The 24,555-nt window shown below is 71.9% G+C and carries 22 protein-coding genes; 9 read left to right on the top strand and 13 right to left on the bottom strand.

From position 1 onward, the window contains the following. Positions 1 to 232: 232 nt before the first annotated feature. Entirely contained in the window at positions 233 to 1,468 is a 1,236-nt protein-coding gene (locus tag ACTWPP_RS13160; RefSeq protein WP_443104492.1) for a serine/threonine-protein kinase, read from the top strand. Between the two features lie 28 nt (positions 1,469 to 1,496). Here the strand turns inward: ACTWPP_RS13160 and ACTWPP_RS13155 are convergent, their stop codons facing one another. Further along, a complete protein-coding gene (locus tag ACTWPP_RS13155) occupies positions 1,497 to 2,615 on the bottom strand; it encodes a PP2C family protein-serine/threonine phosphatase (protein WP_443104491.1) in 1,119 nt (372 codons plus the stop codon). 138 nt (positions 2,616 to 2,753) lie between these two features. Here ACTWPP_RS13155 and ACTWPP_RS13150 point away from each other — a divergent pair, with 138 nt between their 5' ends. After that, the gene (locus tag ACTWPP_RS13150; protein ID WP_443104490.1) at positions 2,754 to 2,978 is read left to right on the top strand and encodes a hypothetical protein; all 225 of its coding nucleotides are present in this window, start codon (positions 2,754 to 2,756) and stop codon (positions 2,976 to 2,978) included. Positions 2,979 to 3,009: 31 nt separating this feature from the next. Here the strand turns inward: ACTWPP_RS13150 and ACTWPP_RS13145 are convergent, their stop codons facing one another. The 8 genes from ACTWPP_RS13145 to ACTWPP_RS13110 form a co-directional block, all read right to left on the bottom strand. After that, a complete protein-coding gene (locus ACTWPP_RS13145) occupies positions 3,010 to 3,486 on the bottom strand; it encodes a ribose-5-phosphate isomerase (protein ID WP_443104489.1) in 477 nt (158 codons plus the stop codon). A 47-nt stretch (positions 3,487 to 3,533) separates the two neighbouring features. Continuing rightward, positions 3,534 to 4,571 carry a hypothetical protein gene (locus tag ACTWPP_RS13140; protein ID WP_443104488.1) on the bottom strand — a complete coding sequence of 346 codons (1,038 nt, stop codon included), beginning with the start codon at positions 4,569 to 4,571 and terminating at the stop codon, positions 3,534 to 3,536. Positions 4,572 to 4,617: 46 nt separating this feature from the next. Beyond that, positions 4,618 to 5,565 carry a nucleotide-binding protein gene (locus tag ACTWPP_RS13135; protein ID WP_443104487.1) on the bottom strand — a complete coding sequence of 316 codons (948 nt, stop codon included), beginning with the start codon at positions 5,563 to 5,565 and terminating at the stop codon, positions 4,618 to 4,620. A 143-nt stretch (positions 5,566 to 5,708) separates the two neighbouring features. Beyond that, positions 5,709 to 6,461, bottom strand: a complete 753-nt coding sequence (locus tag ACTWPP_RS13130) for an energy-coupling factor ABC transporter ATP-binding protein (protein WP_443104486.1) — start codon at positions 6,459 to 6,461, stop codon at positions 5,709 to 5,711. After that, positions 6,458 to 7,222 (bottom strand): cobalt ECF transporter T component CbiQ, encoded by a 765-nt coding sequence (gene cbiQ / locus ACTWPP_RS13125; protein ID WP_443104485.1) that lies wholly within the window; start codon positions 7,220 to 7,222, stop codon positions 6,458 to 6,460. The genes ACTWPP_RS13130 and cbiQ overlap by 4 nt, the downstream gene beginning before the upstream one ends. Beyond that, positions 7,222 to 7,563, bottom strand: coding sequence for a PDGLE domain-containing protein (locus ACTWPP_RS13120; protein WP_443104484.1), 342 nt, complete (start codon positions 7,561 to 7,563; stop codon positions 7,222 to 7,224). The genes cbiQ and ACTWPP_RS13120 overlap by 1 nt, the downstream gene beginning before the upstream one ends. 11 nt (positions 7,564 to 7,574) lie before the next feature. After that, entirely contained in the window at positions 7,575 to 8,237 is a 663-nt protein-coding gene (locus ACTWPP_RS13115; RefSeq protein WP_443104483.1) for an energy-coupling factor ABC transporter permease, read from the bottom strand. Between the two features lie 190 nt (positions 8,238 to 8,427). Next, complete coding sequence (locus ACTWPP_RS13110) at positions 8,428 to 9,042, bottom strand: mycothiol-dependent nitroreductase Rv2466c family protein (RefSeq protein WP_443104482.1); 615 nt, start codon at positions 9,040 to 9,042, stop codon at positions 8,428 to 8,430. Positions 9,043 to 9,211: 169 nt separating this feature from the next. Here ACTWPP_RS13110 and pepN point away from each other — a divergent pair, with 169 nt between their 5' ends. Both pepN and ACTWPP_RS13100 read left to right on the top strand, forming a co-directional pair. Further along, positions 9,212 to 11,836, top strand: coding sequence for an aminopeptidase N (gene pepN / locus ACTWPP_RS13105; protein WP_443104481.1), 2,625 nt, complete (start codon positions 9,212 to 9,214; stop codon positions 11,834 to 11,836). An 87-nt stretch (positions 11,837 to 11,923) separates the two neighbouring features. Further along, positions 11,924 to 12,922 (top strand): hypothetical protein, encoded by a 999-nt coding sequence (locus ACTWPP_RS13100; RefSeq protein ID WP_443104480.1) that lies wholly within the window; start codon positions 11,924 to 11,926, stop codon positions 12,920 to 12,922. On the opposite strand, the gene malQ is transcribed toward ACTWPP_RS13100, so the two are convergent. Both malQ and ACTWPP_RS13090 read right to left on the bottom strand, forming a co-directional pair. Beyond that, the gene (gene malQ / locus ACTWPP_RS13095; RefSeq protein ID WP_443104479.1) at positions 12,903 to 14,912 is read right to left on the bottom strand and encodes a 4-alpha-glucanotransferase; all 2,010 of its coding nucleotides are present in this window, start codon (positions 14,910 to 14,912) and stop codon (positions 12,903 to 12,905) included. The two genes, ACTWPP_RS13100 and malQ, sit on opposite strands and share 20 nt — an antisense overlap. Before the next feature lie 28 nt (positions 14,913 to 14,940). Further along, the gene (locus ACTWPP_RS13090; RefSeq protein WP_443104478.1) at positions 14,941 to 16,365 is read right to left on the bottom strand and encodes an amidase; all 1,425 of its coding nucleotides are present in this window, start codon (positions 16,363 to 16,365) and stop codon (positions 14,941 to 14,943) included. Positions 16,366 to 16,563: 198 nt separating this feature from the next. Here ACTWPP_RS13090 and ACTWPP_RS13085 point away from each other — a divergent pair, with 198 nt between their 5' ends. The 3 genes from ACTWPP_RS13085 (at position 16,564) to ACTWPP_RS13075 (ending at position 20,118) form a co-directional block, all read left to right on the top strand. Next, entirely contained in the window at positions 16,564 to 17,424 is an 861-nt protein-coding gene (locus ACTWPP_RS13085; protein WP_443104477.1) for a nuclease-related domain-containing protein, read from the top strand. Positions 17,425 to 17,804: 380 nt separating this feature from the next. After that, positions 17,805 to 19,667 carry a dihydroxy-acid dehydratase gene (ilvD, locus tag ACTWPP_RS13080; RefSeq protein WP_443104476.1) on the top strand — a complete coding sequence of 621 codons (1,863 nt, stop codon included), beginning with the start codon at positions 17,805 to 17,807 and terminating at the stop codon, positions 19,665 to 19,667. Between the two features lie 103 nt (positions 19,668 to 19,770). Further along, complete coding sequence (locus ACTWPP_RS13075; RefSeq protein ID WP_443104475.1) at positions 19,771 to 20,118, top strand: DUF1330 domain-containing protein; 348 nt, start codon at positions 19,771 to 19,773, stop codon at positions 20,116 to 20,118. An 8-nt stretch (positions 20,119 to 20,126) separates the two neighbouring features. Here the strand turns inward: ACTWPP_RS13075 and ACTWPP_RS13070 are convergent, their stop codons facing one another. Beyond that, on the bottom strand, positions 20,127 to 20,348 hold the full coding sequence (locus tag ACTWPP_RS13070) for an FmdB family zinc ribbon protein (RefSeq protein ID WP_443104474.1): 222 nt from the start codon (positions 20,346 to 20,348) through the stop codon (positions 20,127 to 20,129). Between the two features lie 18 nt (positions 20,349 to 20,366). Then, positions 20,367 to 20,876, bottom strand: a complete 510-nt coding sequence (locus ACTWPP_RS13065; RefSeq protein ID WP_443104473.1) for an HNH endonuclease — start codon at positions 20,874 to 20,876, stop codon at positions 20,367 to 20,369. A gap of 275 nt (positions 20,877 to 21,151) precedes the next feature. On the opposite strand from ACTWPP_RS13065, the gene ACTWPP_RS13060 reads away from it, so the two are divergent. After that, positions 21,152 to 23,281, top strand: coding sequence for a prolyl oligopeptidase family serine peptidase (locus ACTWPP_RS13060; protein ID WP_443104472.1), 2,130 nt, complete (start codon positions 21,152 to 21,154; stop codon positions 23,279 to 23,281). Then, positions 23,278 to 24,087: a class I SAM-dependent methyltransferase gene (locus ACTWPP_RS13055; protein WP_443104471.1), complete on the top strand. Its 810-nt coding sequence runs from the start codon at positions 23,278 to 23,280 to the stop codon at positions 24,085 to 24,087. Before ACTWPP_RS13060 ends, ACTWPP_RS13055 begins: the two co-directional genes overlap by 4 nt. Positions 24,088 to 24,555 lie beyond the last annotated feature (468 nt).

Raw genomic sequence — 24,555 nt, 5'->3', positions numbered from 1 at the left:
CGCGCGGGCATCTCCTTCGGTGCCGCCAGCGGCCCACCGCCCACGCGCCGAGGAGGTTCCGCCGGGGACCGGGCCTGCTGCCGAACCACTCCCACTCTGCACGTCCCCGGTGCACGGGGCGCTACATCGACGTGACGATCACGTTTCCGCACTTCCTGGAAGAACGCGCCATAATCTGCCGCCGTTCGGGGATAGGCGGACAGGAGAGAAGCAAGGGAGCCGGGGACACCCCATGGACGGAGACATCAGGCCGCTGGAACCCGCCGACCCGCGCGAGGTCGGCGGGCACACACTGCTGGGCCGCCTCGGCTCGGGCGGCATGGGGATGGTCTATCTCGGTGCTGATCCCGAGTCCGGCGGCCGGGTCGCGGTGAAGACCATCCATCCGCACCTGGCGGGCGACCCGTCCTACCGGAGGCGTTTCAAGGACGAGGCGTACCTCGCGAGCCGCGTCGCCTCGTTCTGCACCGCGCGGGTCCTCGCGCACGGCGAGGAGGACGGCCGTCCCTACCTCGTCACCGAGTACGTGGGCGGCATCTCGCTGCACAACCGGCTCGTCGGCGACGGGCCGCTGCCGGCCGCCGACCTGCACGGCGTCGCCGTCGGCGTCGCGTCGGCGCTCGCGGCGATCCACGCGGCCGGGCTCGTGCACCGCGACCTCAAGCCCGCCAACGTGATGCTCACCCTGTCCGGGTGCCGCGTCATCGACTTCGGCATCGCGCGCAGCCAGGACTCCTGCGGCGCGACCGCCGCGAACGGCCAGGTCCTCGGCACCCCCGGCTGGATGGCGCCGGAGGTGCTCATCGGCGGTCCCGCGACGCCCGCGGCCGACGTCTTCGCCTGGGGCTGCCTCATCGCCCACGCGGGGACGGGACGGATGCCGATCGGCGGCGATCCGGCGACCCTCCGCACCGCCACCGAGGAACCCGATCTGTCCGGGCTGCCGGAGTCGCTGGTCCCGGCCGTCCAGTCCGCGCTGGCGAAGAACCCCGCCGAGCGCCCGACCGCGTCCGACCTGCTGCTCACGCTCGTCGAGCAGCAGGAGCCGCATGCCGGTGACCGGCTCGGCCCGCACCCGGCCGCGGCGCTCTCCGCGGCGGGCGCGCCTGCGCCCGCCGCGCCTCGCCCGGTCCGGCCGTACGGCCAGGAGGGGACCGACACCAAGGCGTTCACACCGATCGGCGTGGCGGGCGCCATGTCGTCGACGCGGACCCGGTTGTTGGCGGGCGCCGGCGCCGCGGCCGGCACCATACTGATCGGCGCCATCATCGTCGGCCTCGCGCAGGGCAAGAGCGACCCGCAGCCGTCGCCCACCACGCCCGCCCCGTCGACGCCGACGGTCTCCCCCACCACGACGAAGAAGGCCGGCGTCATCAAGCCCGCAGCGCCCAAGCAGCCCCTGAAGTCGCACAAACCGAAGCACAAGGCGAAACACGGCAAGCAGAAGGGCAGGCACAGGCGCCCCTAGGGAACACGGCGGGCGTCCGCCCGGACGGTCAGGTGCGCCAGATCAGGATGAGGGCGCAGTCGTCGTCGCGGGCCGCCGCCATCGTCTCCACCAGTTCCTTCGCGCCGCTGCCGAACCCCTGCGGGACGAGCCGCTCCGCCTCGCCGAGGAGCCGGTCGATGCCGGTGTCCAGGTCACTGCCCGGGGACTCCACCAGCCCGTCGGTGTACAGGAGCAGCGCGTCGCCCGACCGCAGCAGCCCGTGCTCGGGGATGCAGCGCAGGTCGGGCACGACGCCCAGCACCACGCCTTTGGCGGGGCTGACCTGCCAGGCGCCGCTGCCCGCGTCGAACTGCACGGCCGGCGGATGCCCCGCCGACTCGACCGTGTACTCCCCCGTGTTCAGGTCGACGACGACGTGCACGGCCGTGACGAATCCCTCGTCCCACCGCTGGCGATGCAGGTAGTCGTTGCAGGCCGGGAGGAAACGGTCAGGCTGGATCGATCCAAGAAGCCCGCCGAACGCGCCCGACAGCATCAGTGCGCGGGTACCCGCGTCGGTGCCCTTCCCGGAGACGTCGACCAGCGCCACCTCCAGCGTGTCGCCGTCGCACGCCGACACCACGAAGTCGCCGCCGAACGACGACCCTCCCGCTTGGAGAAGCACGACCTGCGACGCCCAGCCGTCCGGCAGCTCGGGCATCTCGCCCTGGCGTTTCAGCCGGTCGCGCAGCTCCAGCAGCATCGAGTCGCCGCGCAGGCCCTGCACGCCGAGCTGCTGGCGCGTCCGGGCGAGGGTGAGCGCGAGCACCGCGGTGATCGTCAAGGTGCCGATCATCCCGATGCCGATCGCGGGGACGTCGAGCCAGGCGTTGTAGGCCACCATCGCCACCACGACGCCGAGCAGCGCGACCAGGCTCCGCACCTTCAGCAGCAGCCCGCCGCCGAGCACGATCAGCACCAGCACGCCCGAGGGGGCAAGGCCGCGGGTGTCATTCGCCGTCGCGACCCCGATGGCGATCGCCAGGACCGCCAGGGCCGCGAACACGTAACGTTCCCTGGTCAGCTTCCCCCGCCGCAGCCACCGGTACAGCATCACGAGCACCGGGATACGGCGCAGCAGCGCGCGCACTCTCGGCGGAAGGAGGTGCACCAGTCGTTGAAGCATGACTCCGGCACTGTATCGAGCAATCACCGCGGCAGGTCGGTATCCGGGCCACCGGTGACTATTTGCAACGCTCCAGCTACCGTTTCTCCGGGTAGGTGTTACGGGACGGGCAGGTGGTACCGGGAGAGGCGGCGGCACATGGGACAGCCGGGAATGCGGATCACGGTGGACGCGGCGATGCGGGCACGGGACGTCTCGCGTCCGAGACCCGAGGGCGAGGAGGCGCCGGCCGCCGGAACGGGCACCGGCCCCGGTTCCGGTAAGCCCGCCGAGCCCGCCAAGCGGACGAAGGCCGCCAAGAACGAGCGGCGCCGCCTCGGCAAACGCGGCGGCGCCCGCAAGCCCCCGGCGAACGGGATCTGACCGCTGCGCCGCCGGGCCGGTTCCCGCCCGGTCAGTTCCCGCCCGGCAGCGGCGGGAGTTCACCCGTCCGCTCGTAGTCGCCGAGCATCTCGATCCGGCGGGTGTGGCGCGGCTCCTTGGAGTAGGCCGTCTCGATGAACAGCTCCACGAACCGGGTCGCGGACGCCAGGTCGTGCTGCCGGGCGCCGAGGCTGATGACGTTCGCGTCGTTGTGCTCGCGGGCGAGGGCGGCGGTGTCCTCACTCCAGACGAGGGCGGCCCGCACGCCCTTGACCTTGTTGGCCGCGATCACCTCGCCGTTGCCGGATCCGCCGATCACGACGCCCAGCGTCCCCGGCTCCGCGGCCGTCCGCTCCGCGGCCCGCAGGACGAACGGCGGGTAGTCGTCGACGGCGTCGTACTCGAACGCGCCGCAGTCGACGGCCTCATGCCCGTTCGCCTCCAGCCAGGAGACCAGGTGCTCCTTCAACTCGAAGCCGGCATGGTCGGATCCCAGAAACACGCGCATGGGCCCGATTCTCGCAGGCACCGGAGGGCCCTTCGCGCTCGGGTCGGTCAGTCGTCGTCGCGCCTGCGGTCGACGATCGTACGGTCCGCCAGGTCGAGGTCGTCGTCCTCCGTCGCGTCCTCGGGCACCTCGGCCTCGGGCGCGTCCGGTTCCTCGACGTCGTCCGCGGGGCCCTCGGGTTCGGACTCGGGTTCGGGCTCGGGCGGCTTCGGCTGCTGCGGCGGGGCCGGCGGCGCGGGCTGCTGCGGCGGGGCCGGCGGTGCACCGAACTGCTGCGGGGCGGGCGCTCCGGGCTGCTGCGGCGCTGGCGCGGCGCCCCACGGCGGTTGCTGCTGCTGCGGCTGGCCCTGCGGCGGGACGTACGGGACCGCCGACGGATGCGGCTGCTGCGGCATCCCCTGCTGCGGCATCCCCTGCTGCGGCATCTGCTGCTGGGGCATCTGCTGTTGCGGCATCTGGGCGCCCTGCTGCTGCGGGGCGTAGGGCTGCTGGGCGTACGGCTGCTGGGCACCATAGGGCTGCTGCGCACCGTAGGGCGGCCGGCCGCCGTAGGACTGCTGCTGAGCCTGGTCGCGCGGACGGGTGAACAGGAAGCCGCCGAGTGCGCCGAGGCCCGCGATCCAGCCGAACAAGAAGCCGAACGACGCGCCGTTGGCGATCGAGTTCCAGATGGTGCGGCTCGCGAAGGACCCGGCGTCGACCGACCACGCCAGCAGGGCTCCGCCGATCACTCCGGCCACCCCGCCCGCGACGGTGGTCGCCCACCAGCCGGTGATGACCGCGCCGAGGACGCCCTGGCTCGGCTCGATCATCCTGGCGCCGGCGAACACCAGCAGCGCCAGCACGGCGAAGAACAGCAGGAACTGGACGTCCACGGCGAGCACGACGTCCCAGTTGCCCGATCCTCCGGCCGTCACCCGCCAGCGAGGGAACTGGAACATCGCGACCAGGGGCCCGATCCCGCTGCCAAGACTGAACTCTTTACGGAGTTCGTCCGCGACCCACTGGTTGTTGAACAGCAACGCGAGAAGGGCGATGGGCGCTATCGCGCCGCCCGCCATGACCACCATTCGCCGCATCGTCATGGCGCGCAAGGGTAGTGGCGATCCGTGCCCGCCGGTAGGCCTCGGACTACCCGTGGTAGGCGGCCGGGAAGCGGAATCCGGGGTCGACCTGTTCCTCGAGGTTCTCTCCCGCCGCCCTGCTCGCCCAGCTCCGTGCGTTCTTGACGTGGAACTCGACGGCCAGCCGCTGGAACTCGTCCCAGTCCTTGACGCGCGCGTCCACCTCGGCGCGCATCCGGTCGAGGGCGGCGACGTTGCCGTCCTCCAGCGTGACGCCGTCCCGGCCCTGCTCCAGCGCCCGGACGGCGGCGGACTGCCCGATCCAGGTCAGCAGGTCTCCGCCGACGTGCTCGCGCAGGTAGGCGACGTCGTCGTCGGTCTGCACCTTGTTGCCGACGACGCGGATGGCGACGTCGTAGTCGCGGGCGTACTCGGTGTACTGCCGGTAGACGCCGACGCCCTTGCGGGTGGGCTCGGCGACCAGGAACATCAGGTCGAACCGCGTGAACAGCCCGGACGCGAACGTGTCGGCGCCGGCGGTCATGTCGACGACGACGTACTCGCCGGGCCCGTCCACCAAATGGTTGAGGTAGAGCTCGACCGCGCCGGTCTTGGAGTGGTAGCAGGCCACGCCGAGGTCGTCGTCGTTGAAGGGGCCGGTGGCGAGGAGCGTGACCCCGTCCACTTCCTGTCCGGCGTCGTGGACGGGGTCGTCGCCGCGGAACCTCAGCAGCCGCGAGCCCGTCCCGGGCGGGGTGGTCTTGACCATCGCGGAAGCGGAGGAGATGCGGGGGTTGTCGCCCCGCAGATGATCCTTGATCTCGGGGAGCCGGTCGCCCAGCGCGGGGATCTTGGCGGCGCGGTCCTCGTCCAGGCCGAGCGCCACGCCGAGGTGCTGGTTGATGTCGGCGTCGATGGCCACCACCGGCAGCCCGCGCCCGGCCAGGTGCCGGACGAACAGCGACGACAGGGTGGTCTTGCCGCTGCCGCCCTTGCCGACGAACGCAACCTTCACGATTACCCCATTTCGGATATGAAAACCGTTACCAGTGTCGGGCAATCGAGTCTGGCGGAGGGCGAAGCGGGAGGCAAGCGGAACGGCCGAAGATCACCGAATCGGCGTCCCGTGGGGGACGACTCCCGTGCCCGGCGGGAACGTCAGCGGACGGCGGCGGCCGGGTCGAACCCGAAGGGCAGTTCCAGGCGGTGCGCGGCGAGCAGCCCGGCGTCCATGAGCAGGTCCGGGGTGGGACGGTCGGCCGTGATGACGCCGCCGGAGAGGATCACCGACCGCGGGCACAGCTCGGCCGCGTACGGGAGGTCGTGCGTCACCATCAGGACCGTCACGTCCAGGCTCAGCAGGATCTCCGCCAGCTCGCGGCGGCTCGCCGGGTCCAGGTTGGAGGACGGCTCGTCCAGCACGAGGATCTCCGGCTCCATGGCCAGGACCGTCGCGACGGCGACGCGGCGCCGCTGCCCGAAGCTGAGGTGCTGCGGCGGCCGGTCGGCGACGTCGAGCATGCCGACGCGGGTCAGCGCGTCCCGCACCCGGCGGTCCAGCTCGGGGCCGCGCATCCCGAGGTTCGCCGGGCCGAACGCGACGTCCTCGCGGACCGTCGGCATGAACAGCTGGTCGTCGGGGTCCTGGAAGACGATGCCGACGCGGCGGCGGATCTCCCGCAGCGTCTTCTTGTCGCCCGGATCGACCGCGAGCCCGCCGATCCTGACCTCGCCGAGACCGCCCCGCAGGATGCCGTTCAGATGCAGGACGAGCGTCGTCTTCCCGGCGCCGTTCGGCCCGAGCAGCGCGACCCGTTCGCCCCGCCCGATCGTGAGGTCGACGCCGTAGAGGGCCTGTGTGCCGTCGGGGTAGGCGTAGGCGAGGCCCTTCACTTCCAGCGATGGGGTCATGGTGCGATCCAAGCAGCCAGCGCGACCAGGGCCGCGGCCGAGGGGAGCACGGCGGCGGCCGTCCACTGCGCGGCCGTCGCGCCCACGTCGTGCATGACGGGCATGCGGCCGTCGTAGCCACGGCTCATCATCGCCAGGTGGACGCGTTCGCCCCGCTCGTAGGAGCGCAGGAACAGCGCGCCGACCGACTTGGCGAGCACGCCCGTTGCGCGGACGCCGCGGGCCTCGAAGCCCCGGGACGCCCGCGCCACCTTCATCCGTCCCAGCTCGGCCGTGACGACGTCGACGTACCGGAGCATGAACGTGGCGATCTGCGTGAGGAGCGACGGCATCCGCAGCCGCTCGATGCCGAGCAGCAGCAGCCGCGGCTCCGTCGTCGCGGCGAGCACGATGGACGCGACCACGCCGAGGGTGCCCTTGGCGAGTATGTTCCAGGCGTCCCACATCCCGCCCTCGCTCACCCGCAGGCCGAGCAGGCCGATCTTCTCGCCCTCGGCGACGAACGGGAGGAGGATCGCGAACGCGACGAACGGGACCTCGATCACGGTCCGCCGCGCCACCGTCCGGAGCGGGACGCGGGCGAGAAGCGCGACGGCCGCGAGCAGCAGCGCGTACACGCCGAACGCCCACATCCGCTCCCGGGGCGTGGCGACGACCAGCAGCACGAACGCCAGCACGGCGACGATCTTGGTCTGCGGCGGCAGCCGGTGCACCGGCGACGCGCCCGGCACGTACAGCCGGTGCGCGTGACCCGCGCCCACTAGCCCTGCCCGGACGTTCCGGCCGGCGCCTTCCCGTCCGGCGCCGGGGCGGAGTCGCGCCGCCGGACGGCCCAGAACAGCCCGCCGCCGACGAGGAGGACGGCCCCGACGCCGATCACGCCGGACATCCCGGCCGAGACCCACTCGTTGTCGACGCCCTTCACCCCGTAGTCGCCGAGCGGGGAGTCCTTGAGCGCGTGGTCCTTCTCCTCGGCGCTGATGCCCTCCTCCTCTGCGACCTTCTCCAGCCCGTCCGGGCTGCCGCTGGCGTAGAAGCTGACGAGCCCTGCGAGGACGAGGGAGACCAGCAGGAACCCGATGAAGAAACGCTTGGTGGCCATCTGTCTCCTCCTCAGGCCCGGGACGGGGTGGGCCGGGCGGTGCGCAGCTCGACCGGTTTCATCAGGCCGCACGCCCCGTGCACGAGGTCCGGCCGGACGGCGAGCACGCTCGACACGGTCACGGCGGTGATCAGCGCCTCACCGATACCGATCAGCACGTGCACGCCGAGCATCGCGGCGGCGACCTTGCCGATCGACACGTCCGCCGTCCCGCCCACCGCGTAGATCAGCGTGAACGCGAGGGCGGACGCCGGCACCGACACGAGGGCCGCCGCGAACGACGCCCCGCCCGCCGACGCCCGCGTCTTGGGCAGGACCCGCAACAGCAGCCGGAAGACCGCGTAGCCCACCGTGACGGTGACCAGCGCCATCAGGATGATGTTGACGCCGAGCGCGCTGAGGCCGCCGTCCGCGAACAACAGCGCCTGCAGGAACAGGACGACGGAGACGGCCAATACGCCGGTGTAGGGCCCGACGAGGATCGCCGCCAGCGCCCCGCCCAGCAGGTGGCCGCTCGTCCCGGCGGCGACCGGGAAGTTGAGCATCTGCGCGGCGAACACGAACGCGGCCGTCAGTCCCGCGAGGGGGGCGGTCCGGTCGTCCAGCTCACGCCGTGCCCCGCGCAGCGCGATCCCGACCCCCGCCACCGCGACCGCACCCGCCGCGATCGACACCGGGGCATCAATGAAACCGTCCGGTACGTGCACTCCGAACTCACCGTCCTATCCGTTCTCAGCGACAGGCCCAGTGTGAGGGCATCCACCTCGTAGTTGCAATATTGTCGCAATAGCGAGGGATGTGTGACCCGCAGGCAATGACACGGACTGCGAACGCGGAGTACGCACCAGGGCGACCACGGTCTGATCAGTCGAAGATCGGGTCCCTGGTACGGCTGCGCTTGAGCTCGAAGAAGCCATCGGTCGAAGCGACGGCCAGCACGCCGTCGAAGAGCTTGACGGCCGCCTCGCCGCGCGGGGACGGCGACACCACCGGGCCGAAGAACGCGTTGCCCTCCACCTCGATCACCGGGGTCCCGACCTCCTGGCCGACCCGGTCGATGCCGTCCTTGTGCGAGGCCCGCACCGCCTCGTCGTAGTCGGTGGACTCGGCGGCGTCCGCGAGCGCCGGGTCGAGGCCCGCCGCGGTCAGCGCCTCCTCGAAGAAGGGACGGCCGAACCGCTGCTTCTCGTGGTGGCGGCGCGTGCCCATCTCGGTGTAGAGCCGTCCGAGAACCTCCGGCCCGTGCTTCTGCTCGGCGGCGATGCACACGCGCACCGGGCCCCAGGCGTCCTTGAGACCCTGCCGGTACCCCTCCGAGACGTCCTTGTCCTCGTTGAGGACGGACAGGCTCATCACGTGCCAGCGCACCTCGATCGGGCGCAGCTTCTCCACCTCCAGGATCCAGCGTGAGGTCAGCCACGCCCAAGGGCACAGAGGGTCGAACCAGAAATCAACGGGGGTGAGAGCGTCCTTAGCCAACGTCGCCTCCTACAGCGCGATACGGGGTGCCTTAAGGCGACAACCGGGGCGCGACCGTCCCGATTCCCGCCCGCGTGAAGGTTCCAAATGCCCGTGGCGCACGGGCCGGATCCGCGTCCGGTTGGTAGACATGGGGGCACCAAGCGATTAAGCCGACCAAGGAGTTCATGTGGCAGGCAACCTCACGCGCGACGAGGCGCGGGAACGGGCCCGGCTGCTCACCGTCGAGTCGTACGCGGTCGAACTGGACCTCACGACCGGTGAGGAGACTTTCGGGTCCACCACGGTGATCCGGTTCGGCAGTGCCGAGACCGGCGCGTCCACCTTCGTCGACCTGCACGGCGCCGTCGTGCGGGAGGTGACGCTGAACGGGAAGGCCCTGGACCCCTCGTCCTATGACACCGGCAAGGGCCGGCTGCCGCTGCCGGACCTGGCCGCGGAGAACGAACTCCGTGTCGTGGCCGACTGTGCGTACTCGCGCTCGGGTGAGGGCCTGCACCGGTTCGTGGACCCCGTCGACGACAGCGTCTACCTGTACACGCAGTTCGAGACCGCCGACGCGCACCGGATGTACACCTGCTTCGACCAGCCCGATCTGAAGGCGACCTTCGAGCTGACCGTGAAGGCGCCTGAGAACTGGGAGGTCGTCACCAATGAGACTCCCGAAACGACCGGGAGGCCTGGAGGGTCGTCCCCCCAGAACGACGCCGAGTCCGCGTCCGGCGGGACGTGGCACTTCCTGCCGACGCCGCAGATCTCCACCTACATCACCGCGCTCATCGCCGGGCCGTACCACGTCGTCCGGGACGAGTACCGACGCGACGACGGCACCGTCATCCCCCTCGGCGTGTACTGCCGTGCGTCGCTGGCCGAGCACCTCGACGCCCCCGCGATCGTGGACGTGACACGGCAGGGCTTCGCCTACTTCGAGAAGGTCTTCGGCCGGGAGTACCCGTTCGGCAAGTACGACCAGCTGTTCGTCCCCGAGTTCAACGCGGGCGCGATGGAGAACGCGGGCGCCGTCACGTTCCTGGAGGACTACGTCTTCCGGTCGCGCGTCACCGACGCGGCCTACGAGCGGCGCGCCGAGACGATCCTGCACGAGATGGCGCACATGTGGTTCGGCGACCTGGTCACCATGCGCTGGTGGGACGACCTGTGGCTGAACGAGTCGTTCGCCACGTACATGAGCGTCCTGTGCATGTCCGAGGCCACCAAGTGGAAGGGCGCTTGGACGACGTTCGCGAACCTGGAGAAGGCGTGGGCGTACCGGCAGGACCAGCTGCCGTCCACCCACCCGATCTCCGCCGACATCCCCGACATCCGCGCCGTCGAGGTCAACTTCGACGGGATCACCTACGCCAAGGGCGCGTCCGTCCTCAAGCAGCTCGTGGCGTATGTCGGCCTGGACAACTTCCTGGAGGGCGTGCGGCGCTACTTCGACCGCCACGCGTGGGGCAACACCGTCCTGACCGACCTGCTGGGCGCGCTGGAGGAGACGTCCGGCCGCGACCTGGCGTCGTGGTCGAAGGAATGGCTGGAGACCGCCGGCGTCAACACGATGCGGCCCGAGTACGAGCTGGACGCCGACGGAGGCTTCTCGTCGTTCGCCGTTCTGCAGGAGGCCAAGGCCGACTACCCGACGCTGCGCTCGCACCGTCTCGCGATCGGGCTGTACGACAAGACCGCCGACGGCATCGTCCGGCGTGAGCGCGTCGAGCTGGACGTGGTCGGCGCCCGGACGGAGGTTCCGCAGCTCGTCGGCAAGAAGCGGCCCGACCTCGTCCTGGTCAACGACGACGACCTCGCGTTCGTCAAGATCCGGCTGGACGAGCACTCGCAGCGGACTCTCATAGGCTCCGCGGGTGGTACAGGGGGGTCGGCCCCCCTGAAGCAACAGGCGGGCATCGGCGACATCAGGGAGAGCCTGCCCCGCGCCCTGTGCTGGTCGGCGGCGTGGGACATGACCCGCGACGCCGAGATGGCCACCCGCGACTATGTCCGGCTCGTCGCGAAGGGCATCCGCGGCGTCACCGACATCTCGGTCACGCAGACGCTACTGCGGCAGGCGCGCCTCGCCGTCCAGCAGTACGCGGACCCGGCCTGGCGCAAGGAGGGCCAGGCGCTCATGGCCGACACGCTGTCGGACCTGGCCCGCGAGGCCGAGCCCGGCTCGGACCTCCAGCTCGCCTACACGCAGGCGTTCGCCGCGTCGGCCGTCTCCGGCGACCACCTGGCGTTCGTCCAGGGCCTGCTGGACGGGTCCCAGGTCCTCGACGGCCTCACCGTCGACACCGACCTGCGCTGGTCCCTGCTGCGCCGCCTCGTCGTCACCGGCAAGGCGGGCGAGGCCGAGATCGACGCCGAGCACGGGCGGGACCGCACCGCCGCCGGTGAACGGCACGCCGCGGGCTGCAAGGCCGCGATCCCGTCCGCGCAGGCCAAGGCCGCCGCTTGGGAGCGAATCGTGTCCGGCGACCTTCCCAACGCCGTCTACCGGGCGACGCTCGGCGGCTTCGTGGAGCCCGACCAGGCCGACCTGCTGGTGCCCTACGTCGACCGGTACTTCGCCGAGGTCGGGCGCATCTGGAAGGAGTGGAGCAGCGACATGTCCCAGACGTTCGCGGAGGTCGCCTACCCCTTCCTGGTGATCGAGCAGTCCACGCTCGACCGCACCGAGGCGTACCTGTCCGACGAGAAGCCCCCGCCGGCGCTCGCCCGGCTCCTGTCGGAGGGACGCGACGGTGTCGCCCGCGCCCTGCGCGCCCGCGCGAAGGACGCCGCGTCCGGCTGAACCCGGCCGCGGTGAACCGGCCCGCTCAAGCCTGTCCCCCGCCCCCGTGACCATGGGATCGTTGCATGGTCACGGGGAGGGGATCGCGTGGAGACGGTGCGGGACGTTCTGACGGCGCTGGCCCGGCGGTACGCGTTCGGGGATCTGGCCGCGCTGGTCGCGCGGGACCGTCTCGTCCCGGACGGCCGCGCGGGCGCCGTCGCCGCCCTCTGCGCGTTCGGGCAGCGCGTCCTCGACCTGGACGCCGAGGACTTCGGCATGCCCGAGGACGCCGGCGAGGTCCCCCACGACCTGCTCGACCGCGCCCGTGCCAGCCGCATGCCGCAGGCGGCCCGGGAACGCCCCCGCGGCGCCCTCGCCAGCCTCCGGCCCGCCTACTCACTCCTCCTCGAGGTCATCGCGATCCGCTGGCACCGCCGCGACATGGCAGCGCTCGTCGCCGCCGTCCACATCGCCAGCGAGTACCTCCCGATGCTCGCGTGGGAACCCGTCCTCGGGCACGCCGGAGACCCCGCCCGCATCGGCGCCTCCGTGGAGGGCGAGGGCAGCCGCTTCGGCGTCCCCATCGAGCCGGGGTCGGCCCGCATGTGCGACCACACCCGTCCGGAACGTTCCGCGTGCGAACGCACCCTGCGCGTCTCCAAGGAGCCGCCGCCCGGCTGGCGCGCCTACCTCGACCGCCAGCACAGCCAGGTCGCCTCCGCCCTCGGCGACTGCGCCGCCCGCTGCCGGACCCCCTGCACGGTCATGACGCGCCTGGACGACCTCGTCCGCGCGGACCTCACCGACCGCTGCAAGCTCGCCACCGACTTCACCGACAGCGCCCTCGTGAAGCTCCGCCACGCCGCCCCGGTCGGCCACGGCTTCGGCGTCCCGTCCCCGGAGGAGGTCCAGGCGGCGTGGACGCGGGCCCGCAAATCCCTCTCCCGCCAGCCTCTGGGCAAGACAGCCTTCGCCGGCGCCGAAGACGACGCCTACCCTCTTCCGGGCCTCCCCGGTCTCTTCTCCGCCATCGCCGGGACCGCCCTGAGCCCCGACACCCTCCTCCATGACGTGACGAGGAGGATCACGGCGACGCTCGCTTGAAGAGCTTCAGGGCGTAGTGGGTCTGGAGGTCGTCCAAGAGGACGGGCCGGCCATCGGGGCCGGCCAGGGGGACGCGCCAGTTGGGGTACTCGTCCGTCGTGCCCGGCTGGTTCTGGGTGCGGCGTTCGCCGACGGCGTCGGCGAGGGAAATGCCCGTGAGGCGGGCCGGGGTGCGGGCCAGGAAGGCGTGCAGGGCCGTCACGATCTCGTCGTCGTGCTCTGCCGAGTCCGCGTCCAGGGCCCTCATGATCTCGTCCGGCGGGGCGGGCAGCAGGTTCTCGGCGTGGAGGACGGTCAGCCAGTCCGTGAGGTGGCGGCGGTGGTCGGCCTCCTCTCCCGCGCGGGGCCGGGTAAGGAGGCCGAGACGGTCGCGGAGGGCTATGTGGTCGCCGTGGACGACGCCGGTGATCGGCGGCATGTCGTGGGTGCCGACGGTGGCGAGGGAGAGTTCGCGCCACCGGTCCGGGGCCTTGGGACGTCCCGTCTCGTCGCGTTCGAACCACAGGAGGGACGTGCCGAGGATGCCGCGGTCGGCCAGGCCGTCGCGGAACTCCGGTTCGACGGTGCCGAGGTCCTCGCCGACGACCACGGCACCGGCGCGTTCGGCCTCCCACGTCAGGCAGCCGAGGAAGGCCTCACGGTCGTAGCGGACGTAGGTGCCGTCCGCCGGTGAGCCGCCCTCGGGCACCCACCAGAGACGCGACACCTGCATGGCGTGGTCCAGGCGCAGGCCGCCGCCGTGCCGGAACGCCGTGGCCAGCATCTCGCGGAACGGGACGTAGGCGGCCTCGGCGAGACGGTGCGGATGCCAGGGCGGCTGGCCCCAGTCCTGGCCGCGCTGGTTGAACTCGTCCGGAGGCGCGCCGACGCTCATGCCGGGCGCGAACAGGTCCCGGTAGATCCAGGCGTCCGCGCTGCCGTGGGCGACGCCGACCGCCAGGTCGTGGACGATCCCGACCGGCATCCCGGCGTCGCGTGCGGTCCGCTGCGCCGCCGTGAGCCGGCCGTCCAGCCGCCACTGCAGCCAGGCGTGGAAGTCGACGCGGCCGGCGAGGCGGGCGGCCTCGTCCGCGACGGCCCGGCTCCCCGCGTCCTGGAGTTCGGCGGGCCAGCGGCGCCAGTCCGGGCCGTGCTTCTCGGCCAGCGCGCACCAGGTCGCGAAGGAGGTGAGGGCCGGCCCCTCGCGGGCGCGGAACCCGTCGTAGTCGCGCTGCGCCTCGGTGCCGCGCGGGAGCCGGTGGAGGGCTTCGAGGGCCTGCAGCTTGGCCGTCCACACCGCGTCGCGGTCGAGGGGGCCGTCGTCCGCGCGGAGCGGCGCCGCGAGGGCGGACAGGCGTTCACGATCCTCGGGCGGGAGGGCCGCGTACTCGGGGAGGTCCTCGACGCGCAGGTAGATCGGCGCGGCGAACCGGCGGCTCATCGGCGAGTACGGGGACGGGCCGACCGGCGGGACGGGCTCGGTGGCGTGCAGAGGGTTGATCAGGGTGAAGCCGGCGCCCAGCTCGCGGGCGCTCCAGGACGCGAGGTCCGCCAGGTCGCGCAGGTCGCCGATGCCCCAGGACGCGCGGGAGCGCACGGAGTACAGCTGGACGGTGAACCCCCACAGCCGGGCGGGCGGGGTCAGCCGGCGCGGCGCGACGAGCAGCGGCGCGGTCTCCGGCCCGGCGTGGAGGCGGTGCCAGCCGGGCGGAGGCTCCCCCGTCGCGGGCACGGTCTCGCCGGTGGCGAGTTCGACGGTCACGTCGCGCAGGCTCGCCGGCAGGCCGTCCCCGTGGCGGACGACGACGACCGGCGGCAGCCCGCGTCCCGGCTCCCCGGCGCGTTCCAGCTCCGCCCGGACGGCGGCCGGGGACGACGCGTCCACCCCCAGCGCCGCCAGGACGGCGACCAGGGTGCCGGGCGAGACCGCCGCCTCCCGTCCACGCCAGTCGGTGTAGCTGGCCGCGACACCGTGCCGCCCGGCCAGCGTGATCAGTTCATCGTCGCCCACGCCTGCACCATGCCCGGTGCGGGCGTGCTCACGCCGTCCAGATCGCGGGCTTGCGCCCGATCCACGGGCGGGCCTCTTCGAGCTGGGCGGACAGCGAGATCAGGGTGCCCTCGCCGCCGAGACGTCCCGCGAGCATGATCCCGATCGGCAGGCCGCCGTCGCTCCAGTGCAGCGGAACGCTCACGGCGGGCTGACCGGAGATGTTGTAAGGCGCGGTGAACGGGGTGAACCTCTCCTGCCGCGCGAAGTTCTCGGCGGGCTCCTGGTCGTGGAAGTACCCGATCGGAGCGGGCGGCTGCGCCAGCGTCGGGTGCAGGATCGCGTCGAACTCGTCCATCACCGGGAACGCCGCGCGCAGCGCCCCCTGCAGCGCGGCATGGGCCTGGAAGAGCTGCGGCGCCGTCGTGGCCTCGCCGCGCGCCCGCAGCCAGCGCGTCAGCGGCTGGAGGAGATGCTCGCTCTCGTCCGCGACGGGCGTGATCGTCGCCATGACGCCCCAGAGCATCTCGAAGTGCGGGACGAGTTCGGGGCCGAGCACCCGCGGCAGGTCGACGACCTCGTGCCCCAGTTCCTCCAGCAGCCCGGACGCCGCATCGTACGCGGCAACGCAGTCGGGATGCACCTCGGCGCCCGGCACGGCCGGTTCCATGCTCCGCGCGATCCGCAGCCCGCCCGGCGGGCGTTCGGCGTACGAGGCGAACGTCCCCTCCACCGGCGGCGCCGCGTACAGGTCGCCGGGCATGTGGCCCGACATCACGTCCAGCAGCAGGGCCGCGTCGCGGACGGTCCGGGCGATGGGCCCGTTCGTGGACAGCCCGAACAGGTCCGGGATGACCGGCCCCTGCGAGATCCGCCCGCGGGTGGGCTTGATCCCGAAGAGCCCGCACACGCTGCTGGGGATCCGGATCGAGCCGCCCCCGTCGCTGCCCTGCGCGATGGGCGCCAGGCCGGACGCGACCGCCGCGGCGGCGCCGCCGCTGGACCCGCCCGCCGACCGGGACGGATCCCACGGCGTGCGCGCCGGCGGCGCGACAGCGCCCTCGGTGTAGCACGGCAGGCCGAACTCGGGCGTCGTCGTCTTGCCGAGGAGCACCGATCCCGCCTGCCGCAGCAGCGACACCACGTTGTCGTCCGCGAACCCGGTCAGATCGGAGTAGACGCCCGAACCGAAGGTCATCCGGACGCCGTTCACCATGTTCAGGTCCTTGATCGGGACCGGGACGCCGTGCAGCGGCGGCAGATCCGCCGGGTCCGCGGCGTCCAGCACGGCCTTCTCCGCCAGCCGCGCCTCGTCGCGTGCGCGCTCGGCGGTGACCGTCACGTAGGCGCCGACCTGCTCGTTCAGTCGTTCGATGCGGGTCAGGTAGTGGTCGGTGAGTTCGACCGGAGATACTTCCCTGGTGCGGACGGCCGCAGCCATCCGGGTGGCGCTGAGGTCATGGGTTTGTGTCACAAACCGGAACGCTAGACGCCGTGTGCGCGGGCATCAAAGAGGGCAGGGACGACTGCAGCGGCGGAAGGAGAAGAATATCGACGTACCCATCCGTCACGGCAGTGAATCACCTACGGACGGCGACAAAACTATTAACCCTGCATGACTAGTCGCCAACCGTCCGGATGATTACTCTGCGCACGGAGGATCATGCCCCCGATGGGAAAGGAATACGGAGCGTCACTCATGGCGATCATGGAGCGGGGCAACACGCAGGGGGCCAGGGGCCATCCCCGGGCCCAGTCGGACGCAACGGGGTCGGAGGAAACGCGTGAGCACCATCACCAGGCTCCGGTGAAGGAGCGTCCCGAGGAGAGCACCGCCGCCGCGATGCTCGCCGACCCCCGGATCCGCCGCTGGCTGTGGCCGGCCGGCGTCGCCGTCGCCGCCGGCGCCGCCGCCTGGATCCTGACCGGCTGGCGGCTCGGCCTCACCGTCGCGGTCCTGGTGGTCGTCGGGGACGTCGTCCGGCGGTCCCGCAAGAGCTCCACCGTCGCCGCCTGGCAGAAGTCCTCGGCCGCCGAACGGCGCACCGAGAAGCAGCTGAAGTCCCTCCAGCGCAACGGGTACCTCGTGCTCCACGCACGCGCCGTGCCCGCCGACGACGAGGGCATCAGCGACGGGCGGATCGACCACCTGGTGATCGGGCCGAGCGGCGTCTACGCCATCGACTCCGAGAAATGGGACAAGCGCCTTCCCGTGCGCACCATGTCCCACCTCAAGCTCTTCCACGGCCCCTTCAACAAGAAGGACCGCCTGGACGAGGCCCGCTGGGAGGCGCAGCAGGCCAGCAGGATCCTCGCCGGACGCGTCGGCTTCGACGTCCCGGTGCAGCCCTCCGTGGCGATCTACGGGCCGTCCATCCCGTGGAAGGTCATGCGGGTCCGCGACGTCGACGTGTACGCGGGCAACCGGGCGCGCGCGTACCTGCGGCGCCGTCCGAAGATCCTGACCGACGGCGACGTCCAGCGCATCTTCCAGGCGGCGGAGAAGGCCCTGCCGCCGAAGTACCCCGACTAGCACGTGGGGGCGGCCCATCTTCCCCGGGCCGCCCTGGCTCAACGACGAGCCCCGACAGACCGGTGTCCGCCACGCTCGCCGGCACCGCGACGGAGGGGCACCTCGACCGCCGCGCCGCGGCCGAGGTGCCGCCCCGCCTTTGACGGCCCCGCCTCGGACGGGCCCGCCTGTGATCGCACCGCCTCTCCACCGCCTCGCCGGGACGCCGTGTCCCGGCTTCTTTCATGCCCCGCGCCGGTTGGTAGCATCGGGGGCCACAGGCCGGCCCGCGCGCGACCTCCGCTGAGCCGGCGGCAGCGCCGCGATCCGCCGCTGCGAGCACGCACATCGCTCCCACACCGCGGGATCGCCTCACGTCACGTCAAGGTTGGAGAGGTCACATGCCACCGCTCAGGTCACGCACGGTCACCCATGGAAGGAACATGGCGGGCGCCCGCGCGCTCATGCGGGCCAGCGGCGTGGAACGCGAGGACTTCGGCAAGCCCATCGTCGCGGTGGCCAACAGCTACACCCAGTTCGTGCCCGGCCACGTCCACCTGAACGAGGTCGGCAAGGTCGTCGCCGGCGCCGTCCGCGAGGCCGGCGGCGTCCCCCGCGAGTTCAACACGATCGCCGTGGACGACGGCATCGCCATGGGCCACGACGGCATGCTGTACTCCCTGCCGTCCCGCGAAGTGATCGCCGACGCCATCGAGTACATGGTCAACGCGCACTGCGCCGACGCCCTCATCTGCGTCTCCAACTGCGACAAGATCACCCCGGGGATGCTGCTGGCCGCGCTCCGCCTCAACATCCCGGCCGTGTTCGTCTCCGGCGGCCCCATGGAGGCCGGCAAGCCCGTCGAGGGCGTCATGGGCGGCAACAAGCTCGACCTCATCGACCCGATCATCGCCTCCGCCGACGCCTCGCTCTCCGACGACAAGCTCCTCGAAATGGAGGAGAGCGCCTGCCCGACCTGCGGGTCCTGCTCCGGCATGTTCACCGCCAACTCGATGAACTGCCTCACCGAGGCGATCGGGCTGGCGCTGCCCGGCAACGGCACCGTCCTCGCCACCCACACCGCCCGCCGCCGCCTCTACGAGGACGCCGGCCGCACCGTCGTGGACGTCGCCCGCCGCTACTACGAGGACGACGACGAGAGCGTCCTGCCGCTGAACATCGCCACCCGCGACGCGTTCGCGAACGCCATGGTCCTGGACGTCGCGATGGGCGGCTCCACCAACACGATCCTGCACCTGCTCGCCGCGGCGACCGAGGCCGGCGTGGACTTCGGCCTCACCGACATCGACGAGCTGTCGCGCCGCGTCCCCTGCATCTGCAAGCTGGCGCCGGCCACGGGCGAGTACCACGTCGAGGACTGCCACCGCGCCGGCGGCATCCCCGCCCTCCTCGGCGAACTGAACCGCGGCGGCCTCCTGCACAGCTCCGCCCACTCGATCCACTCCGCGTCCATGGACGAGTTCGTCGCCAAGTGGGACGTCCAATCCCCCGACGTCCTGCCCGAGGCCGTCGAGATGTACCACGCGGCGCCCGGCGGCGTCCGCAGCACCTCCGCGTTCTCGCAGAGCGCCCGCTGGGAGTCCCTCGACCTGGACCGCGCGGAAGGCTGCATCCGCTCCGTCGAGCACGCCTACACCGCGGACGGCGGCCTCGCCGTCCTTCGCGGCAACATCGCCCCCGATGGCGCGATCGTCAAGACCGCCGGCGTCGACGAGGAACTGTGGACGTTCACCGGCCCCGCCGTCGTCTTCGAGTCGCAGGACGACGCCGTCGAGGGCGTCCTCGGCGGCAGGATCAAGGCCGGCGACGTCGTCGTGATCCGCTACGAGGGCCCGAAGGGCGGCCCCGGCATGCAGGAGATGCTGTACCCGACGAGCTTCCTCAAGGGCCGAGGGCTCGGCAAGGCGTGCGCGCTGATCACCGACGGCCGGTTCTCCGGCGGCACGTCCGGCCTGTCCATCGGGCACGCCTCCCCCGAGGCCGCGGGCGGCGGCATCATCGCCCTCGTCGAGGACGGCGACCGCATCGTGATCGACATCCCGAACCGGCTCCTCGAACTCGACGTCCCGTCCGACGAGCTGGACATCCGGCGCGAGAAGCTCCTCGCCGACCTCGGCGGGTACCGTCCCCGCGACCGCCACCGCCCGGTCAGCGCCGCACTGCGCGCCTACGCCGCGATGGCCACGTCCGCCTCCACCGGCGCGGCCCGCGACGTGAACCAGCTCGACCACCCGCACGGCTGAGCATTACCCGTCAGGTAATCGCGTTCGTTCCCCATCACGGGCCAGGGTGGACACGCCGGCCGGGGCCTCCCGGCCCCGGCCGCACCACCGACAGGAGACCGCGATGACCGCCTACGCCCTTGCCCACCTGCACCCCCGGCCGCCGCTCCACGACGACGTCTTCATCTACATGGAGCGCATCCAGGCAACCTTGGCCCCGTTCGGCGGCCGCTTCCTCGTCCACGGCACCGACCCCGAGGTGATGGAGGGGCCGGTGAAGGGGAGCTACGTCCTCATCGAATTCCCCGACATGGACCGGGCCCGCGCCTGGTACGAGTCGGACGCCTACCAGGCGATCCTGCCCATGCGCACCGACAACATGGAAGGCACCGCCGTTCTGCTCCACGGCGTCCCCGACGGCTACGACGCCGCCGCCACCGCGACGTTCATCCGCGCGGCCCAGACCGCCTGACGAGGCGGTCAGGAGCAGCACCCTCCGCCGCAGCAGCCACCGCCTCCGCCCGCGGGCTCGGGCGGGGGCGCGGCGCCGCGGGACGCGCCGGTGACGGCGACCGTGGACAGCAGCTTCACCGTGTCGCCGTGCCCGTCCGGACACGAAGCCGGATCGGACGCGTTGATCATCGGACGGGTGACCTCGAAGGTCGACCCACAGGCACGGCAGCGGTAGTCATAGCGAGGCACACCCCAAGGATACGCGCGTCACGCGGCCGGTTCCGTCACGTAGGCGGCCCATTGGGGGTCGCCGTCGTGGACCAGGCCGATCAGGCGCCAGTGGGCGCCCCGGGGGACGGCGGGGGTGATGGTGAGCGTCCAGCCGAGCTCCGACAGGAGACGGTCGGCTTTGCGGTGGTTGCAGGTCATGCAGGAGGCGACGCAGTTCTCCCACACGTGCTTGCCGCCGCGGCTGCGGGGGTGGACGTGGTCGATGGTCTCGGCGCGGCGGCCGCAGTAGACGCAGCGGAAGTTGTCGCGGCGCATGAGGGCGGCGCGGGTGAGGGGGACGCGGGTGCGGAACGGGATGCGCACGTAGCGGCGGAGCCGGATGACGGAGGGGACCTCGATCGCCATCGTGGCCGAATGCAGTACCGCGCCCGAAGTGTCGTGGTGAACGATCTCCGCCTTCTCCCGGAGCACGAGGCAGACCGCCCGCCGCAGCGGGAGGGTGGTGAGCGGTTCGTACGTCGCGTTCAGGAGGAGGACCTGTCGCATCAGACGCCCTCCACCGGGCTGTGCTGCGGATTCGCCTCGGCGGGCGCGGCGGGACGCGCCTCGAACCGAGGCCCGATTATCGTCTCCGGTTCCTGCGCTCTCGCCATGAGGACCTCCCCAGGGGCGAACCGACCAGAATCAGTGTGGCGTCTCAGGGAGGCCGTTCGCTACCCCAATAATCCCCCTTCGAGCGGCCGATCGAACGCGAACACGCGATCGCGGTGGGTCGCGCCGTGCGGGACGGGCAGCCCGGAACGGCCAATACAGTGCAACATATGACGCCGTATCCGCCCGCGAGGCGCCAGGACATCGTCGAGGACATCCACGGTCACCGGGTCGCCGACCCGTACCGCTGGCTTGAGGACGCCGGAAGCGACGAGACCCGCGAGTGGCTCGCCGCGCAGGACAAGCTGTTCCACAAGGTCGCGGACGCCCTGCCGGGACGGGAGACGCTGCGGCGGCGGCTCGGGGAACTGCTCGCCGCGGGCAGCGTCGGCTCCCCGGTGTGGCGGGGCGAGCGGCGTTTCTTCACGCGCCGCGGCGCGGACCAGGAGCATCCGGTGCTCTACACGGTGGATCCGGACGGCTCCGAGCGTGTCCTCGTCGACCCGATGGCCCTCGACGAGGACGGGACGACGACGCTGGACGGGTGGCAGCCCGACAAGGAGGGGCGCCGGCTGGCGTACAAGGTGTCGACGGGCGGGGACGAGGAGTCGCTGCTGTACGTCATGGACGTCGCGACGGGCGAGCGGGTGGAGGGGCCGATCGACCGGTCGCGGTACTCGTCGGTGGCGTGGCTGCCGGGCGGTGACGCGTACTACTACGCGCGGCGGCTGCCGACGCGGGACGTCCCGGCGGGCGAGGAGCAGTATCACCGGCGCGTCTACCTGCATCGGGTCGGCACCGAGCCCGACACCGACGATGTGCTGATCTTCGGTGCGGGGATGGACAAGACCAACTACTACGGGGTCGGCGTCAGCCGGGACGGGCGCTGGCTGACGATCTCGTCGTCGCAGGGCACGGCGCCGCGCAACGACCTGTGGATCGCCGACCTGTCCGCGTCGCCGCTCGACGCCCCCGAACTGCGCGTCGTGCAGGAGGGGGTGGACGCCGGCACCGGCCTGCACGTGGGCCGCGACGGCCGCGCCTACATCTTCACCGACCGTGACGCGCCGCGGTCCCGGCTGTGCGTGGCCGACCCGGCCGACCCGTCGCACGAGACGTGGCGGGATCTCGTCCCGCAGGACCCCGAGGCGGTCCTCACCGACTTCTCGATCCTCGATGATCTCGACCGCCCCGTCCTGCTGGCCGGGTGGACGCGGCACGCCATCAGCGAGATCACCGTCCACGACCTGGAGACCGGTGAGCGGCTCGGGTCCGTCCCGACGCCGGGGCTGGGGTCGATCGGCGGGATCATCGAGCGGCCGGAGGGCGGCCACGAGGCGTGGTTCGGCTACACCGACAACGTCACGCCGTCGTCGGTCATGCGCTACGACGCGCGGACGGGCGAGACGACGCTGTGGGCGTCCGCCCCGGGGACGGTCGACGTCCCCGAGATCGAGACACGCCAGGTCACCTTCACATCGCGGGACGGGACCGAGGTGCGGATGCTGGTGGCGTCCCGTCCGGGCCTCTCCGGGCCGCGCCCGGCGATCCTGTACGGGTACGGCGGTTTCAACATCTCGCTGACGCCGTCGTACTCGGCGAGCATCCTGGCCTGGGTCGAGGCGGGCGGGGTCTACGCGGTCGCGAACCTGCGCGGCGGGTCCGAGGAGGGCGAGGAGTGGCATCGCGCCGGGATGCGCGAGCGCAAGCAGAACGTCTTCGACGACTTCCACGCCGCCGCCGAGAAGCTCATCGAGGACGGTCTGACCACGCCGTCGCGGCTCGCGATCTCCGGCGGCTCGAACGGGGGGCTGCTCGTGGGGGCGGCGCTCACCCAGCGTCCCGACCTGTACCGGGCGGTGGTGTGCTCGGCGCCGCTGCTGGACATGGTCCGGTACGAGAAGTTCGGCCTTGGGCAGACGTGGAACGACGAGTACGGCACGGCCGACGACCCGGAGGAGTTCGGCTGGCTCATCGGCTACTCCCCGTACCACCACGTCCACGCCGGCACCGCCTACCCGGCCGTGCTGTTCACGACGTTCGGCAGCGACACCCGCGTGGACCCGCTGCACGCCCGCAAGCTCTGCGCCGCGCTGCAGCACGCGACCGCGTCGGACGCCCCGGTCCTGCTCCGCAACGAGTCGGAGGTCGGGCACGCCGCCCGTTCGGTGAGCCGCTCGGTCGACCTGATGGCCGACACGCTCGCCTTCATGGCCGCGCAGACCGGCCTCGACCTCCCCGACCCGGAGGCGGGGCCGGGTCACGGCGACGAATTGACGAGTGGTCTAATACCAGGGTGAGCGAGTCGACCGTGCGGAGTCCATCCGCCGTGGAGCGCGTGCTCGGGCTGCTGAGGGAGCCGCCCGGGGAGCCGGACACGTCCACCGGCTATCTCGACCTGCTCGGTCCTTCCGCACAGCCGTCACCGTCCCTCGCCCAATCGGCGATGGAGTCGGCGTTCCTGCCGCAGATCTACGAGCGCGTCTGGCGGCCCGTCGGGTTCAACCTGGCCAAAGGCTGGCCGATCGGCCCGGACACCGCCACCGAGCACGCGATGGCCCGCGACTGGCTCGGTCTCTCGCACCCCGGCTACGCCGCCCGTCCCCCCGCGACCGTCCTGGACGTGGCGTGCGGGCCCGGCAACGTCACCCGCGCGCTGGCCGAGGGCGTCGGGCGGGACGGCCTGGTCATCGGCCTCGACACGTCCCAGACGATGCTCGCCCGCGCCGTGGAGGACACCGCGAACGCCGGTGTCTGCTACGTCCGCGGCGACGCCGTCGACCTGCCGTTCCGGGACGGGACGTTCGACGCCGTCTGCTGCTTCGGAGCGCTGTACCTGTTCGACGACCCCTGGACGGCCGTCGACGGCATGACCCGCGTCCTCAAACCCGGCGGCCGGCTCATCATCCTCACCTCACGGCGACCCACCCCGCTGCGCGCCGCCCGCATCGGCGGCGAACTCCTCCGCCGCGCCACCGGCCTCACCGTCTTCGGCGACCGCGAGATCACCGGGGCTCTCGCCGACAGGGGCTACACCGCCATCAGGCAGCACCGCTACCCGCTGATGCAGATGGTCGGAGGCCGCCGCGGCCGCCCCCTCCCCTAGGCGGCGACCGGGGATCACGCTACGCTCCCACGAGAACGCGCACGGGAACATCCCGCGCGACATCGCCCCCTCCTGGGGTTGGGAAGCCTCCAGGAGGGGGTTCGGTGTGTCTCCTGTTGTCCCCGACACCTGTTGAGCCTCGGCAACCGTGCCCAATCCGGCCGCCACACAGATCTCAGCGTCCCGCGCCACTGGCCCAACCGGGCCAACTCGACGCGTCAGCGCGCGGACCAGCGAACACGCTGACCGCAACGAGCCATGCGCACCGACACCAGCCACCACCGCACCACGCAACGACCGAAACCGTCGCGATCGCGACCGAAGGCAGGTTTCGAGCCCGCGAGAAACCTGATCGCGCAGCGAGCCGCAAGGCGAGACGAGCGATGCAGCGATCGCACCGCGTTTCTCGACGATGGAGGGCCCCAGGACCCGAAGGCGGAGAGAAATGCAATAAGCACAGCCCGTGCC

This window comes from Actinomadura sp. 3N407, assembly GCF_052245875.1.
GTDB lineage: Bacteria > Actinomycetota > Actinomycetes > Streptosporangiales > Streptosporangiaceae > Spirillospora.
This window is presented reverse-complemented; position numbering and strand designations above follow the sequence as displayed.